Consider the following 15,065-nt stretch of genomic DNA (forward strand, 5'->3'; position numbering starts at 1 on the left):
ACCCGCCAGCAAGCCCGAGAGGAGACTGCGCACGTCGGGTCCAACGACCGCGGCGTGCAAGCGCTACGCCAAGCGCTCAGCGGCGCACCCGGAGCACGGCGGTCCGGCCCGACGTCCAGATCCCGCCACCGTAGATCGCACGGTAGGCGGTGCGACGCGAGGTGCGGATCCTGACCCGCGCCGTCCCCGCGGTGCCGGTCCGCACGTGGCGGACGGTGTGCCAGCGCGCACCGGCGCGCCGCTGCAGCGAGACCGGGAGGCCGGAGGCGGCCGCACCCCACGGCGCCCGTGCCACGATCCTCATCCCTCCCCGCGCCCGGGTCAGGCGCACCGCGGGCGCGAAGGTGGCCACCCGGACCGACGGCGAGATGCTGGCGGCATGCGACAGGTCGCCGCCGTAGAGCACCTCGTACGACGTCGGGCCGTGCGGGCTCACGGCGTAGCGCAACGAGCCGTCCTTCCCGGTGCGGGCGGTGCCGATCGCCACGAGCCCCCGCCCCGTGTCGGCCTCCACCTGCACGAGCGCCCCGCTCACCGGGGCTCCGGTGGTCGCGTCGGCCAGTCGGTAGACGAGGGTGGTGGGGTACGTCCCGCTGTGACTCAGAGCCGAGGCGGTCGTGGCGCGGGTCAGCGGCGTCGCGGAGGCACCACCGGGTCGCAGTCCGGCGAGTCCGGCCGGCGTCCCGATGCCGGTCGGCCCGTCCCAGCCGCTGCCGGCGACACAGAGCGCGGTGCTGCAGGTCCCGCTGCGTCCCGAGGTGATGTCGACGAACGCGGTCGGCACGGCCGTCGCGTTCTGGTAGATCGCCAGCGGGTCCGTGTGGTTGCCGGCCAGCGCGTAGAGGGCGGTCAGGATCGGCGCCGCGAGTGAGGTCCCGCCGCCGCTGTACCACCCGCCGCCGACGTAGAAGAGGATCCCGGTGTCGGCATCGGCGAGCGCGGAGAGGTCGGTGACCGCGCGGCCGTCGGGGCACGAGGAGCCGCTCAGCAGGGACTGCACGAGCCCGGTGATGCTGCCCAGCAGGCCCACCGACGAGCACCCGGAGTTGGTGCCCGCCCACGCGCTCTGCTGCCAGTGGCCGGAGACCAGCTGGGCGCTGGTGCCACCGGCCGCGACCACGTTGCCCGCCGAGGAGGGGAACATCGTGCCGCCCGCGTACCCGCTGTCGCCCGCCGCCGCGACGTAGGTGACACCGGCGGCGTTGTAGTACTTCACGTTGAGGGTGGCGTTCTGCGTGCCGTCGGGAGCGCCGAAGGACATCGAGACGTACGACGCGCCCAGCCGTACGGCCGTCTGGACGGCGCCGCCGAGGTCCGTCGAACGCGCCGAGCGCGCGTCCACCAGCAGGATGTGACACGTCGGGCAGATCGCGGAGACGGCCTGCACGTCCAACGCGATCTCGGTGACCCAGCCGCTGTCGGTGGGTGGCAGCGTGCTGCTGCCGTCCTGGGCGACCTCCCGGAAGCAGCCGCTTGCCCTGCTGCACGGCGGCAACCCGAAGTAGCTGCGGTAGTAGGACATCTGCGCCGCGGTGTTCGGGTCGCTGCCGACATCGACGATGGCGACGGTGGCATCCGTGGTGAGTCCGGCCGGGATGCGGTACAGGCTGGCGAGGTCCGCCGGCGAGTAGTACCCGGACTTCGTGACGGCCTGCGGGAACGCCTGCGTGGGCAGCGGCGCCTCGGCCGTGCCGGCCGACCCGATCGCGTCGGCACGCGCCGCCGACGCGGCCGATGCGTCTGCGACCTCGCCGTCCACGCGACTCAGGCAGGTCGCCGCGCCGGGCACCGGGCGGCTGGGGCACGCCGACACCGGGACGGGCTCCAGCTCCGGCTCGGGTGGCGGCGTCCACTGTGCCGCCGGGTTGATCGGTGCCGGGGCCGGGGCCGGAGGACTCACGTCACCGTGCGCGCCGGGGGCCACGCAGGTGAGGGTGAGCAGCAGCGGCACCACGGTGAGAACGAGCCGGCGGCAGGGACCCATGCACCCCTTTACCCGGCCCGCCGGAGGCTACGCATGCGTGGCGCGCAGCACCTTCTTGTCGGGCTTGCCCAGAGCGGTCATCGGGATGGCGTCCGCGGCGATGATCCGCTTGGGGACGTGGACCGACCCCTTCTTGACCCTCACCACGTCCTGGATCTCAGCGACCACGGCATCGGTGAGCTCGGCACCGGGGCGTACGACCACGACGGCGGTGACCGTCTCGCCCCACTTGTCGTCCGGGGTGCCGATCACGGCCACCTGGGCGACGGCGGGATGGGTGGCCACCGCGTCCTCCACCTCGCGCGGGAAGACGTTGAAGCCCCCGGTGACGATCATGTCCTTGGTCCGGTCGACGATGTGCCAGAAGCCGTCCTCGTCCTCCCGGGCGACGTCGCCGGTGTGCATCCAGCCGTCCCTGAACGTCTCAGCCGTCGCCTCAGGAAGGTTGAAGTAGCCGCCGGCGAGCAGCGGGCCGGCGACGCAGATCTCCCCCGGCTCACCGGGCGCGACCGGCTCGCCGTCGCCGTCGAGGAGGGCCGTACGGAGGTAGGCGCTGGGCCGCCCGCAGGAGGTGAGGCGCCCTGGGATCGGCGTGCCGTCGGCGGCGACGTGATCACCCTTGGCCAGGTAGCTGATCACCATCGGCGCCTCGGACTGGCCGTAGTACTGGGCGAAGATCGGTCCGAAGCGCTCGATCGCCTCCGCCAGCCGGACCGGGTTGATCGCCGAGGCGCCGTAGTAGACCGTCTCCAGGGAGCTCAGATCGCGGGTGCGCGAGTCGGGATGGTCCATCAGCGCGTAGAGCATCGTCGGCACGACCATCAGCGAGTCGATCCGCAGCTCCTCGATCATCCGCAGCACCTCCGCCGGGTCGAAGCGCGGCGCGACGAAGAGGGTGCCGCCCTGGAGCACGACCGGCACGAAGAACGCGGCGCCGGCGTGCGACAGCGGCGTGCACATCAGGAAGCGTGGCTGCGCGGGCCACTCCCACTCCGACATCTGGATCTGCGCCATGGTGGCGAACGACTGCGCCATCCCGATGACGCCCTTCGGCTTGCCGGTGGTGCCGCCGGTGTAGGTGATCGACGTGATGTGGTCCGGCGCGAGCGTACGGGCCTCGAGGCGGGTCGGCTCGAAGCCGGCGGCGACCTCGGTGAGGTCGATGCCCGTCCCGTCCAGCACGGCCGGTACGGGCCCGATCGTCAGGACCCGCTCCAGGCCCGGGCAGAGCTTGAGCAGCGCGGCGGCGCGGTCGCCGAAGGAGGGGTCGACGATGAGGACGGAGATGCCGGCGTCGTTGATGACGTACGCCTGGTCCTCCGCCGAGCCGAGCGGGTGCAGGGAGGTGCGGCGGTAGCCCTGCGTCTGGCCGGCGCCCAGGATGAAGAGCACCTCGGGACGGTTGGGCGCGAGGAGCGCGGCGCCCACCTCGAGCCCGGCGCCGAGGGAGTCGAAGGCCTGGACGTACTGGCTGATCCGGGCGGCGACCTCGGCGCCGGTCAGCGTCGTCTCACCGAGGTGGATGACCGGGCGGTCGCGATGGCGGCGCAGTGCCGCGACCATGACGTGACCGTTGTGGGTTCCGTAGCGCAGGGAGTCCATGCGCCCGAGAGTAGCCGGAAACTAGAACGTGTTCTAGGGGCAGGGTCGGCTAACGCGCCTCGAAGGGATTCGCAGCGGCGTCACCCGTCGCCTGACGCTCGGCGAGCCTCTCCCGCGCCCAGCGCGGCAGGATGAAGACGGCCTCCGCCTCGACGCTGGCCCGCCAGCTCCCGTCGTCCTGCTCGACCAGGATCCGGCCCTCGGCGTACGTCTTGATCCCCTCGACGCGGGCCACCTCGGCCTCCGCGCGCAGGCGGCCCAGCGGGGTCGGGTAGCGGTAGCGCAGCGAGAGCGTGCCGGTCATGCCGGGATGGCCGGAGGAGGCCGCGGCCTCGCCGAGCATCTGGTCGAGGATCAGCGCCGAGACGCCGCCGTGGACGAAGCTCGGCGGCCCCTCGTACGCGGAGCTCAGCCTGAACTCCGCCGACACCCGGCCGTTGTCACGATGGACGCGCACCGGCGGCGCGATCGGGTTGCGCTGGCCGATGACGGCGTTGCCCCAGTGGTGCCTGCCCGAGGAGTAGCTGAAGGCGGTGCCGTACGAGGTGGGTAGCTGCTCCTTGCGCAGGCGCGCGGTGAGCGCCTCGATCTGGGCGCGGATCGCGTCCTGCTCGTCGAGGTCGATCTCGCTGCGCACGGTCGCGTCGATCAGATCGCGGACCGCGTCGGCGAGGCCGCCCGCGACCTCCGTCTCCCGCTCGCCCGCGGGGTCGTCGCGACGTTCGCCGGGGGTGAAGTCAGCCATGCACCCGGACTTTACTGTCGGGTCCGCGGACGTCCGCGAGGTGGCAGTGCGTGCCCGTGTAGATCGTCGACATGCACAGGTTGCAGTGGGTGCATCGCGACGTGGTCCCCCGATCCTTCGCGATCCGGGTGAGCAGGTCGGGCTCGCGCAGCAGCGCGCGGCCCATCGCGACGTACTCGAAGCCCTCGCTCATCGCCTGCTCCATCGCCGCGAGGTCGGTGATGCCGCCGAGCAGGATGAGCGGCAGGTCGAGCGCCTCGCGGAACCTCCGGGCATGCTCGAGGAGGTAGAGCGGGGTCCAGGGGTACTCCTTGAAGAACGCGTGGCCGCTGGCGCGGATGCCGACCCGGAGGATCGGCGGCATCGGCATGCGCGAGGCCATCTCCTTGACCGGGGCGTCGCCGCGGAACAGGTACATCGGGTTCATCAGCGACGAGCCGGCGGTGAGCTCGAGGGCGTGCAGGTTGCCGTCCGACTGGAGCATCTGCGCGAACTCGACCGACTCCGGCAGGTCGAGGCCGCCGCGGTAGCCGTCGCGCATGTTCATCTTCGCCGTGACCGCCATGTGGCCGCCGGCCTTCTCGACGGCATGGCGCACCGCGGCGACCGTCCGTCGCGGGAAGTCCGCGCGGTGGGCGAGGCTGCCGCCGAACTGGTCCTTGCGCCGGTTGAGCTTGGGACTGAGGAAGGCGCTGGCGAGGTAGTTGTGGCCGAGGTGGATCTCGATCGCGTCGAAGCCGGCCTCGACGGCCATCGTCGCGGCGCGGGCGTGGTCGGCGATGATCCGGTCGAGGTCGGCCGAGGTCGGGACCTGGTGGAAGCGCAGGGAGAGCGGGCTGAAGCTCCGGCTCGGCGCGATGGAGCGGATCTTGTTGGAGGCGCCGTTGGCGACCGGGCCGGCATGGCCGATCTGAGCACTGACCTTGGCGCGGGTGGCGTGGATCGCGTCGGTCAACCGGCGCAGGCCGGGCACGGCCTCGGGCCGCCAGTGGATCTGCTCGGCGTGCGTACGCCCCTCGGGCGACGTGGCGAGATAGGCGACGGTCGTCATGCCGACGCCGCCCTCGGCGACGGCGAGGTGGTAGTCGATCAGCTCGTCGGTGACCAGGCCCTGCGGGCTGCAGCCCTCGAAGGTCGACGCCTTGATCACCCGGTTGCGCAGGCTGATGGGGCCGAGGGTCGCGGGGGCGAGCGGGTCCGGAGCGGCAAGGGCTTCCACGGACGGATTGAACCACGGAATGAGAACGTGTTCTAGTGTGCTCGCCATGGGCGTGTACGCAGTGACCGGGTCGTACTCCGGCATGGGCAAGGAAGTGGTGGCTCGACTGGTCGAGGCCGGACACCGCGTGATCACGGTCGACAGGGGCGAGGCGGACGTCGTCGCGGACCTCGGGACCGCCGACGGCCGACGGACCGCGGCGACCGCGGTGCTGCAGATGTGCGCAGGTCGACTCGACGGGGCGGTGCTTGCGGCCGGGATCGGCCCGTCGCCCGGGCACGACCGGGCGCGTCTGATCACGCAGGTCAACTACTTCGGGGTGGTCGAGCTGCTCGAGGACTGGCGCCCGGCGCTGGCGGCCTCCGGGTCCTCGAAGGTGGTGGTCTTCGCGAGCAACTCGACGACGACGGTGCCGATGGTGCCGCGACGCGCGATCCGCGCGCTGCTCCAGGGCGACGCGGAGGCGGCGGCGCTGCCGTTCCGCCGGCTCGGCCGGATCGGCCCGGCGCTGGCGTACGCGGCCTCGAAGATCGCCCTGGCGCGCTGGGTCCGCCGGGCGGCGGTCACGCCCGCGTGGGCCGGAGCCGGCATCCGGCTCAACGCGATCGCGCCAGGCGCGGTGCTCACGCCGCTGCTCGAGCGACAGCTCGCGACGCCCGCCGAGGCGCGGCAGATCAGATCGTTCCCGGTCCCGATCGGCGGCTACGGCGACCCCGCCCACTTCGCGCAATGGGTCCTGATGATGCTCTCCCCCGCCGCGGACTTCCTCTGCGGCTCGATCATCTTCGTCGACGGTGGCAGCGACGCCTGGTTCCGTCCTGACGCCTGGCCGGCCCCGGTCCGCCGCCGCGACACGATCGGCTATCTCCGGCGGATGCGGGCGTTCACGAAGCAGCGCTGAGCGGCGGGGCCGCCCGGGCCTGTGGATAGCGCCCGACGCCGGCTCGCGATCCGCGCGATCGTGGAGTCATGGACTCGGCCACCTCTCTCGACGACCTGTTCCCCGACCGCGGCGACTTCCGCCTGCCGCTGGAGACGTCGATCGGGCACCGCGCAACCAACGAGGCCATCGATCTGCTCCGTACCGGCGGAGTGGAGCGGCTGAGCCTCAACACCCTGGGCAAGGCGGCGCTCTACTCGCCGAGCCGCTTCCATGCGCGCGTCGGAGGCCGGGCGGGAATGATCGTCATGCTGGTCGGCCACTTCGCCGATCGCTGGTCGTGGCGTGTCTGCCAGCCGCCCTCCTTGACGGAGTTCGCGTGGCTGCCGGAGTCGCCGCGGGCGATCGACGGGGTCCGCGCCTGGCACGCCGTGCTCGAGCTCGCCCACGGCGAAGCTCGCGCCGGACGCCCCAAGGCGGCCGCGATTGTCGCCGAGACCGATCGCGAGGAGTGGGAGTTCCTCCACGTCGTGGGCTCGCGCCACTGCGGCCGGCCGTTAGGCGACGAGGAGACGCTGCTGATCCAGATGACTCTGCACGGTCTGCGTAGTGCGATGGCCGCGCCGAGCAACCCCATGACTTTCGGCCGCGCGCACGCCACGCTGAGCCACGTGCTCGTCACGCTCGGCGGACCACCGCTGGGCGACTCGTGGTCCGAACAGAATGAATAGTCGTGCTGTTCGGACAGCGACTCTCAGTTCTCCCGCAGCTCGCCGACGAACATGACCCGCCCGGCAGGCAGCGTGTCGGCGTGCGCGGCGGCCGCGGCCTGCTCCGGGGTGTCCCGCGTCGTCAGGAACGCCGCCTCGTCCTCGTAGTCGAGCTCGGCGACCAGGTACGGCGCCGTGCCCGGACCGACCACCGTCGGCTTGGAGAAGGTCATCGCCTTCAGGCCCGGGATCGCGGCCACCAGCCCCACGTGCTTGCCGAAGTACTCCGCGTCGAACGCGGCCGGGTCGGTCGGGGTCTCGTACTGGACGGTGAGTCGGTACATGCCGCGAGGCTACTTGACGGTCCGGCGGGCGCCGAGGCGTCGGCGCACCGACGACATCAGCCGACCTCCGTGCAGGACGGTCCGCGCGAGCCACAGCCAGAACGCAGCGACGTGCGCACGTAACCCTTGCGGGCGACGCCCCACAGGACGACGACCCAGAAGCCGACGTTCACGACTTCCGGGAACTCGATGACGTCGCCGCCGTGCGCGATGTTGCTGCCGTACGAGACGAACGAGACGATGCCGAGCGCGACCACGAGCAGCTCACGCGCCACGACGAACCTGCCGTGAGCAGCGATGCTGCGCCTGTCCTGCGAGCCCCTGGCCCAGATCATCACCTCGGTCACCGCATACGCGAGGAGGACGACGAGCAGGCCGCCGAGCAGCCCGGGACGAGCGCCGAAACCCATCCACGGCCACAGGACCAGGAACGCCGGACCGAGGACGTACCCGATGAGGCGCAGCCCCCGCGCAGGCAGCTCATCGATCGCCTGTTCGCCCACCGTGCACTCCCTTCGAGACAGAACCCACCTCAGACCTCGGCAGCCGAGCGCCGCGCCTGAGGCGAGCTGGCTCACGCCAGCAGTGCGGCGACCTTCCGGACCTCGTCCGGCGACTGCAACGACAACAGCAGCGTCGTCACGCCCGTCGCCTCCCACGCCGCGACCTTCTCCTCGACCTCATCGGCCGTGCCGACGATGTGCATGTCGTCGACGAGCTCGTCGGGGACCAGCGCAGCGGCGTCGTCCTTCCGGCCGGCGAGGTAGAGCTCCTGGACCTCGGCGGCGAGCTCCTCGTACCCCATCCGGACGAAGACGGCGTTGTGGAAGTTCTGGTCCTTGGCGCCCATGCCGCCCATGTAGAGGGCGACGAAGTGCTTGAGGAAGTCCAGGACGCCCTGCTTCTCCTCGGCGGACTCGACGATCTGCAGGTGGCAGGTCGCGGCGATCTCGAAGTCGGCACGAGTGCGCCGGGCACCGGGGCGCGCGAAGCCCTCGTCGAGCCAGGGCTGGTACATCGCCGCGGACTTCGGGGTGTAGAAGATCGGCACCCAGCCGTCGGCGATCTCGGCGGTCTGGGCGACGTTCTTGGGGCCTTCGGCCCCGAGCCAGATCGGGATGTCGGCGCGCAGCGGGTGCACGATCGGCTTGAGCGGCTTGCCGAGCCCGACGGAGCCCTCGCCGGTGAACGGCAGCGGGTAGTGCGGCCCGTCGTTCGTCACCGGCGCCTCGCGCGCCAGGACCTTGCGGATGATGTCGACGACCTCGCGCGTCCGGGCCAGCGGCTTGCCGAACGGCTCGCCGTACCAGCCCTCGACCACCTGCGGGCCGCTCACGCCCATGCCGAGCACGACCCGGCCGTTCGAGAGGTGGTCGAGGGTCAGGGCGTGCATCGCGATCGAGGTCGGCGTGCGCCCGGACATCTGCACGATGGAGGTGCCGAGTCGTACGCGCGAGGTCTCGCGGCCCCACCAGGCCAGCGGCGTGAACGCGTCGCTCCCCCAGGCCTCGGCGGTGAAGATCGCATCGAAGCCGGACTCCTCCGCGGCGGCCACCAGCTCGCCCACCCCGGTCGGCGGTTGCGCGCCCCAGTAACCCAGCTGCAGACCCAGCTTCATGCACTTCTCCTCATCGATCGACCATTGCGAGCAAGACTAGAACGTGTTTCACTTTTGCGCATGACGCCCCCCTCCACGGCGGTGCTGCACCAACCGCTGACCCTAGAGTTCGACTACACCCGCTCGCTAGGCCCGGTCCTGTCGCAGTACATGTCCGGGCTCGCCGCCAAGCAGGTCCTCGGAGCAGTGCTGAGCGACGGCCGCGTGGCCGTCCCGCCTCCCGAGTACGACCCGGTGACCCACGAGCAGATCAGCCGGATGCGCCCCGTCTCCGACGAGGGTGTCGTGGTCACGTGGTCCTGGGTCGCCGAGCCCCTGCCGGACCAGCCGCTCGACCACCCCTTCGCCTTCGCGCTCGTGCTGCTCGACGGCGCCGACGTCCCGCTGCTGCACGCCGTCGACGCCGGCTCGCCGGACGCCATCCGTACGGGCATGCGGGTCCGCGCCCGCTGGGCCGACGAGCGCGTCGGGTCGGTGCGCGACCTGGCCTCTTTCGAGCCGGCCGCCGATACGGCACCCGGCCCGGTCCCGACGGGCGAGACCTCCGGCGCCGAGGGCATCACGATGACGAGCACGCCTGTGCGCCTCGCGTACGACTACGCCGCATCCCCCGAGGAGTCCGCCTTCGGGCGCGGCCTGAAGGAGGGCCGGATCCTGGCGCAGGCCTGCCCGGTCTGCCACAAGGTCTACGTCCCGCCGCGCGGCGCCTGCCCGGTGGACGGCGTGCCGACCAAGGACCCGATCGAGCTGCCGGACACCGGCATCGTGACCACCTTCTGCATCGTCAACGTGCCGTTCCTCGGCCAGCGGATCACGCCGCCGTACGTCTCGGCGTACGTGCTTCTCGACGGCTCCGACATCGCGTTCCTCCATCTCATCCTCGGCGTCGACGCGAGCGAGGTGCGGATGGGGATGCGGGTCAAGGCCGTCTGGAGGCCCGAGGGCGAGCGCAGCTACTCGATGGAGACGATCAGCCACTTCGAGCCGACCGGCGAGCCGGACGCCGAGTACGAGACCTACCGGAGGCACCTCTGATGACGGCATCCGCTCATCGAGACGTCGCGGTGGTGGGCTTCGCCCAGCGCCAGATGCGCGAGTTCGACGGCTCGCCCAACTGCATCGAGCTGCTCGTGCCGCTGCTCCAGGAGCTGTGGGAGCAGACCGGCTGGACCAAGGAGGACATCGGCTTCTGGTGCTCCGGCTCCTCGGACTACCTCGCGGGCCGCTCCTTCTCCTTCGTGACGGCGATCGACGCGCTCGGCGCGGTGCCGCCGATCAGCGAGTCCCACGTCGAGATGGACGGCGCGTGGGCGCTGTACGAGGCCTGGATCAAGATCCAGACCGGCGAGGCCGACACCGCGCTGGTCTACGGCTTCGGCAAGTCCTCGGCCTCGACCCTGCGGCGCACGCTGGCGCTGCAGCTCGACCCGTACACGCTCACGCCGCTGTGGCCCGACACCGTCTCGATCGCGGGCCTGCAGGCACGCCTCGGCATCGACCAGGGGCTCTGGAGCGAGAAGGAGATGGCCGAGGTCGCCGCCCGCTCGCGGACGAGCGCCGCGAGCAACGAGTACGCGATCCGTCGCGGCGAGACCACGGCCGACGACGTCCTCGCCCAGGAGCTCTTCGCCGACCCGCTGCGGCGCTGGGACTGCGCCCCGGTGACCGACGGCGCGGCCGCTATCGTGATCGCCGCGACCGACGCGCTGCCGAGCGCCGACAAGGTGAGCCGGCCCGCGGTCATCAGCGGGATCGCGCACAGCGTCGACAGCCCGAGTCTCGGCCTGCGCGACCTGACCCGCGCCCCCAGCGCCGAGCGCGCGGGGGCAGCCGCCGGCGGCGCGAGCGGCGTCGCCGATGTCACGGTCGCCGAGCTGCATGCGCCGTTCAGCCACCAGGAGCTGATCCTGCGCAGAGAGCTCGGACTCGGCGGCCCCGAGGATGGCGTACAGATCAATCCGTCCGGAGGCGCGCTGGGCGGCAACCCGATGTTCAGCGCCGGCCTGATCCGGATCGGCGAGGCCGCTCGCCGGATCTGGTCCGGCGAGGCCGACAAGGTGCTGGCGCACGCCACCAGCGGCGCCGCGCTCCAGCAGAACCTCGTCTGCGTGATGGAAGCAAGCAAGGACAAGACACTGTGACGAAGACTCCAGCCGCCGTGATCGGCGTGGGCCAGACCCACTACCGCGCCAAGCGCGAGGACGTCTCCATGCCCGGCCTGCTGCGTGAGGCGATCGACCGCGCGCTCGCCGACGCCCAGCTCACCTTCGCCGACATCGATGCCGTCGTGGTCGGCAAGGCACCGGACCTGTTCGAGGGCGTGATGATGCCCGAGCTCTTCCTGGCCGATGCGATCGGCGCCACCGGGAAGCCGATGATCCGGGTCCACACCGCCGGCTCGGTCGGCGGCTCGACCGCGATCGTCGCCGCCTCGCTGGTCCAATCGGGCGTGCACGACCGGGTCCTGACCGTGGCGTTCGAGAAGCAGTCGGAGTCCAACGCGATGTGGGCGCTGTCGATCCCGGTGCCGTTCACGATGCCGGTGCACGCCGGCGCGGGCGGCTTCTTCGCCCCGCACGTGCGCTCGTACATCCGGCGCTCGGGCGCACCCACGGAGATCGGCGCGATGGTGGCGGCCAAGGACCGCAACAACGCGCTCAAGAACCCGTACGCGCACCTGCGCAACCCGGACACCACGGTCGAGTCCGTGCTGGCCTCTCAGATGCTGTGGGATCCGGTGCGCTACGACGAGACCTGCCCGTCCTCCGACGGCGCGTGCGCGATGGTGATCGCGTCGGAGGGCGCGGTGTCGGCGTCCGACGTCAAGAACCCGGCCTGGATCCACGGGCAGGTGATGCGCTCGGAGCCACTCGCGTACGCCGAGCGCGACCAGGCCAACCCCTGGGCCGGTCGCGACGCGGCGGCCCATCTGTGGAAGTCGACCGGCATCAGCGACCCGCGCCGCGAGATCGACTGCGCGGAGATCTACGTGCCGTTCTCCTGGTTCGAGCCGATGTGGATGGAGAACCTCGGCTTCGCCGGCGAGGGCGAGGGCTGGAAGCTCACCGCGCAGGGCGTCACCGCGCTCACCGGCGACCTGCCGGTCAACATGTCGGGGGGCGTGCTCTCCTCCAACCCGATCGGCGCCAGCGGCATGATCCGCTTCGCCGAGGCCGCCCTGCAGGTGATGGGCGAGGCCGGGGAGCACCAGGTCGACGGCGCCCGTCGCGCCCTCGGACACGCGTACGGCGGCGGCTCGCAGTTCTTCGCGATGTGGGTGGTGGGCTCCGAGCCGCTCTGACCGACGCCCCCTGTGCCTCGGTGCGGGTGACGGGCAGGATGGAGCCATGAGCTCCGACCCCCTCGTCATCATCGGCGGCGGCCTGGCCGCCGGCACCGCCATCACCTCGCTGCGCGAACGGGGCTACGACGGCCCGCTGGTCGTCTTCACCGCCGAGCCCCATCTCCCGTACGAGCGCCCGCCGCTGTCCAAGGGCTACCTCCTGGGCAAGGAGCCGATCGAGAAGGCGCTGGTCCACGACGCGGCCTGGTACGCGGAGAACGACGTCGAGGTCCGCACCGGTGTGCGCGTGGAGTCGATCGACATCGACGCGCACACGGTGACGGCCGCTGGCGAGACGCTCGCCTATCGCAGCCTTCTGCTCGCGACCGGCGCGCAGGCTCGGCACCTGCCCCTGGCCGACGAGGCGGGCGTGCCGGTGACGTACCTGCGCACGATGGAGAGCTCGACCGCGCTCAAGGCCGAGCTGCGCCCCGGGCGCCGGATCGGGCTGATCGGCGGGGGCTGGATCGGGCTCGAGGTCGCCGCGGCCGCGCGCGAGGCGGGCGCGGAGGTGACGGTGCTCGAGATGGCCGCCCAGCCGCTCCTCGCCGTGCTCGGCGAGGAGGTCGCCACGATCTTCGCCGATCTGCACCGGGCCCACGGCGTCGACCTTCGTACGGGGGTGAAGGTCGCCTCCATCGAGCGCACCGAGGCGGGCGGCGCCCGGATCGGACTCGAGGGCGGCGACTCGGTGGAGGTCGACCACCTGGTCGTCGGCGTGGGCGCCGCGCCGGCGACCGAGCTCGCCGAGGCGGCCGGCATCGTGGTCGGCAACGGCATCCGCACCGACGCGCACCTTCGCACCTCCGCGCCCGACGTCTTCGCCGCCGGCGACGTGGCGAACGCCGACCATCCCGTGCTGGGGCGGGCGGTCCGCACCGAGCACTGGGACACCGCGATCAAGCACGGGCGGGTCGCCGCGGCCAACCTGCTCGGCGGCGAGGAGGTGGCCGACGCGCTGCCGTACTTCTTCACCGATCAGTACGACCTCGGCATGGAGTACGTCGGAAACTCCGGCCCCGACGGCTTCGACCGGGTCGAGATCCTCGGCGACGTCGCAGGGCTGAACTTCAAGGTCTGGTGGCTGCGGCACGACGAGGCGAGCGGCCAGGACCGCGTCGTCGCCGGGATGCACGTCAACGACTGGGACGCGATCGACGAGATCCGGGCGACGGTCGGCACACTCCGCTGACGAAGAGGAGCGGCCGCCGGCCTCGTGAGGGGGACTTCCGAGTCCGGCGGCCGGTCCTGAGGCCGATCAGCTGTAGGTGACCGGCAGCTCCTTGATGCCGTTGATCCAGGCGTGGCGCAGACGGCGGGGCTCGCCGTTGGGCCGGATGTCGGGCAGGCGATCGGCGATCTTGTCGAAGATGATCTCGATCTCGAGGCGGGCCAGGTTGGCGCCGATGCAGTAGTGCGCGCCGTGGCCGCCGAAGGCGAGGTGCGGGTTGACCTCGCGGGTGATGTCGAACTTCTCGGGACTCTCGAAGACGTCCTCGTCGTGGTTGCCGCTGGCGTAGAACAGGCCGACGCGGTCGCCCTTCTTCACGTCGATGCCGCAGATCTCGACGTCGTTGATGGCGGTGCGCTGGAAGACCGTGACCGGCGTGGCCCAGCGGATCACCTCGTCGACCATCGTCGAGGGCCGCTCGCGCTTCCACAGCTCCCACTGGTCGGGGTTGTCGAAGAACGCCTTCATGCCGTGCGTGATGGCGTTGCGGGTGGTCTCGTTGCCGGCCACCGCGAGCAGGATGACGAAGAAGCCGAACTCGTCGTCGTTCAGCGCGCCGTGACCGTCGACGTCCGCGTTGACGAGCTTGGAGATGATGTCGTCCTTCGGGTCCGCCTTGCGCTCGGCGGCCAGGCCCATCGCGTACCCGAGGATCTCGGCCGCCGCCATCGCAGGATCGGCGTCGTACTCCGGGTCGTCGTACGCGAGCATCTGGTTGGACCAGTCGAAGAGCTTGCGCCGATCCTCCTGCGGTACGCCGAGGAGCTCGGCGATCGCCTGGAGCGGCAGCTCGGCGGCCACATCGAAGACGAAGTCACCCTCGCCCTTGGCGATGACCTCGTCGATGATCTGATCGGCCCGCTCGACGAGGGTGTCGTGCAGCGCGTTGATCGAGCGCGGCGTGAAGCCACGGCTGATGATCTGGCGCAGCTTGGTGTGCTCCGGCGGGTCGTGGTGGATCAGCATGGCGCGCTGCAGCTCGACCTGTTCGCGGGTCATGTCGGCGGCGAACCGGATGATCACGCCGTTCTCCGCGGTGGAGAAGTCCTTGTTGTTCTTGGAGATGGCGGCGATGTCAGCGTGCTTGCTGATCGCCCAGAAGCCGGTGTCGAGGAATCCGGCTCGGGCCTCGGGCAGCTGCTCGACCCACCACACGGGGGCCGTCCTGCGGAGCTCGAGGAACTCCTGCAGCGGCACGCGCTGCTCGCCGATCGCCGGATCAGTAGGGTCGAAGCCGGCTGGCAGGCCAACGGGAAGTGCTGTCACCTGGGTGCTCCTCACGCACGAATTGAAACACGTTCTACTTCATCGTGGCACGCGATGTGGAACCGCGACAACCCCTTCGACGCGTATCCCTTGCCGAAAACGGGAACACGTTCTAGTTTTGCC

14 protein-coding genes are annotated in these 15,065 nt (G+C 71.2%); 6 read left to right on the forward strand and 8 right to left on the reverse strand.

Going from position 1 to position 15,065, the window contains the following annotated elements; all coding sequences use genetic code 11:
- Positions 1-76: 76 nt before the first annotated feature.
- From KSO98_RS04165 to KSO98_RS04180, 4 genes are read right to left on the reverse strand one after another with little or no spacing between them, the layout of a single operon-like run.
- Complete coding sequence (locus KSO98_RS04165; protein WP_225283678.1) at positions 77-1,984, reverse strand: S53 family peptidase; 1,908 nt, start codon at positions 1,982-1,984, stop codon at positions 77-79.
- A gap of 27 nt (positions 1,985-2,011) precedes the next feature.
- On the reverse strand, positions 2,012-3,586 hold the full coding sequence (fadD8, locus tag KSO98_RS04170; RefSeq protein WP_225283679.1) for a fatty-acid--CoA ligase FadD8: 1,575 nt from the start codon (positions 3,584-3,586) through the stop codon (positions 2,012-2,014).
- Between the two features lie 49 nt (positions 3,587-3,635).
- Entirely contained in the window at positions 3,636-4,331 is a 696-nt protein-coding gene (locus tag KSO98_RS04175; RefSeq protein ID WP_225283680.1) for a PaaI family thioesterase, read from the reverse strand.
- A complete protein-coding gene (locus tag KSO98_RS04180; RefSeq protein ID WP_225283681.1) occupies positions 4,324-5,550 on the reverse strand; it encodes an NADH:flavin oxidoreductase in 1,227 nt (408 codons plus the stop codon). Before KSO98_RS04180 ends, KSO98_RS04175 begins: the two co-directional genes overlap by 8 nt.
- 46 nt (positions 5,551-5,596) lie before the next feature.
- On the opposite strand from KSO98_RS04180, the gene KSO98_RS04185 reads away from it, so the two are divergent.
- A complete protein-coding gene (locus KSO98_RS04185) occupies positions 5,597-6,451 on the forward strand; it encodes an SDR family oxidoreductase (protein ID WP_225283682.1) in 855 nt (284 codons plus the stop codon).
- 68 nt (positions 6,452-6,519) lie between these two features.
- Entirely contained in the window at positions 6,520-7,161 is a 642-nt protein-coding gene (locus KSO98_RS04190) for a hypothetical protein (RefSeq protein WP_225283683.1), read from the forward strand.
- 23 nt (positions 7,162-7,184) lie between these two features.
- On the opposite strand, the gene KSO98_RS04195 is transcribed toward KSO98_RS04190, so the two are convergent.
- The 3 genes from KSO98_RS04195 to KSO98_RS04205 form a co-directional block, all read right to left on the reverse strand.
- The gene (locus tag KSO98_RS04195) at positions 7,185-7,484 is read right to left on the reverse strand and encodes an EthD family reductase (RefSeq protein WP_225283685.1); all 300 of its coding nucleotides are present in this window, start codon (positions 7,482-7,484) and stop codon (positions 7,185-7,187) included.
- A 56-nt stretch (positions 7,485-7,540) separates the two neighbouring features.
- Positions 7,541-7,987, reverse strand: coding sequence for a hypothetical protein (locus KSO98_RS04200; protein WP_225283687.1), 447 nt, complete (start codon positions 7,985-7,987; stop codon positions 7,541-7,543).
- Between the two features lie 71 nt (positions 7,988-8,058).
- Positions 8,059-9,102 carry an LLM class F420-dependent oxidoreductase gene (locus KSO98_RS04205; protein ID WP_225283688.1) on the reverse strand — a complete coding sequence of 348 codons (1,044 nt, stop codon included), beginning with the start codon at positions 9,100-9,102 and terminating at the stop codon, positions 8,059-8,061.
- Positions 9,103-9,162: 60 nt separating this feature from the next.
- On the opposite strand from KSO98_RS04205, the gene KSO98_RS04210 reads away from it, so the two are divergent.
- Genes KSO98_RS04210 through KSO98_RS04225 form a run of 4 tightly spaced genes read left to right on the forward strand, consistent with a single transcriptional unit; the run spans position 9,163 to position 13,637 of the window.
- Positions 9,163-10,137, forward strand: coding sequence for a Zn-ribbon domain-containing OB-fold protein (locus tag KSO98_RS04210; RefSeq protein WP_225283690.1), 975 nt, complete (start codon positions 9,163-9,165; stop codon positions 10,135-10,137).
- Positions 10,137-11,243, forward strand: a complete 1,107-nt coding sequence (locus KSO98_RS04215) for a thiolase family protein (RefSeq protein WP_225283691.1) — start codon at positions 10,137-10,139, stop codon at positions 11,241-11,243. The genes KSO98_RS04210 and KSO98_RS04215 overlap by 1 nt, the downstream gene beginning before the upstream one ends.
- Entirely contained in the window at positions 11,240-12,403 is a 1,164-nt protein-coding gene (locus KSO98_RS04220; RefSeq protein ID WP_225283692.1) for a thiolase family protein, read from the forward strand. The genes KSO98_RS04215 and KSO98_RS04220 overlap by 4 nt, the downstream gene beginning before the upstream one ends.
- Before the next feature lie 46 nt (positions 12,404-12,449).
- Positions 12,450-13,637: an NAD(P)/FAD-dependent oxidoreductase gene (locus KSO98_RS04225; protein WP_225283693.1), complete on the forward strand. Its 1,188-nt coding sequence runs from the start codon at positions 12,450-12,452 to the stop codon at positions 13,635-13,637.
- A 66-nt stretch (positions 13,638-13,703) separates the two neighbouring features.
- Here the strand turns inward: KSO98_RS04225 and KSO98_RS04230 are convergent, their stop codons facing one another.
- The gene (locus tag KSO98_RS04230; RefSeq protein WP_225283694.1) at positions 13,704-14,942 is read right to left on the reverse strand and encodes a cytochrome P450; all 1,239 of its coding nucleotides are present in this window, start codon (positions 14,940-14,942) and stop codon (positions 13,704-13,706) included.
- Positions 14,943-15,065 lie beyond the last annotated feature (123 nt).

The organism is Nocardioides nematodiphilus (assembly GCF_020216525.1).
In the GTDB taxonomy this organism is placed as follows: Bacteria; Actinomycetota; Actinomycetes; order Propionibacteriales; family Nocardioidaceae; genus Nocardioides; species Nocardioides nematodiphilus.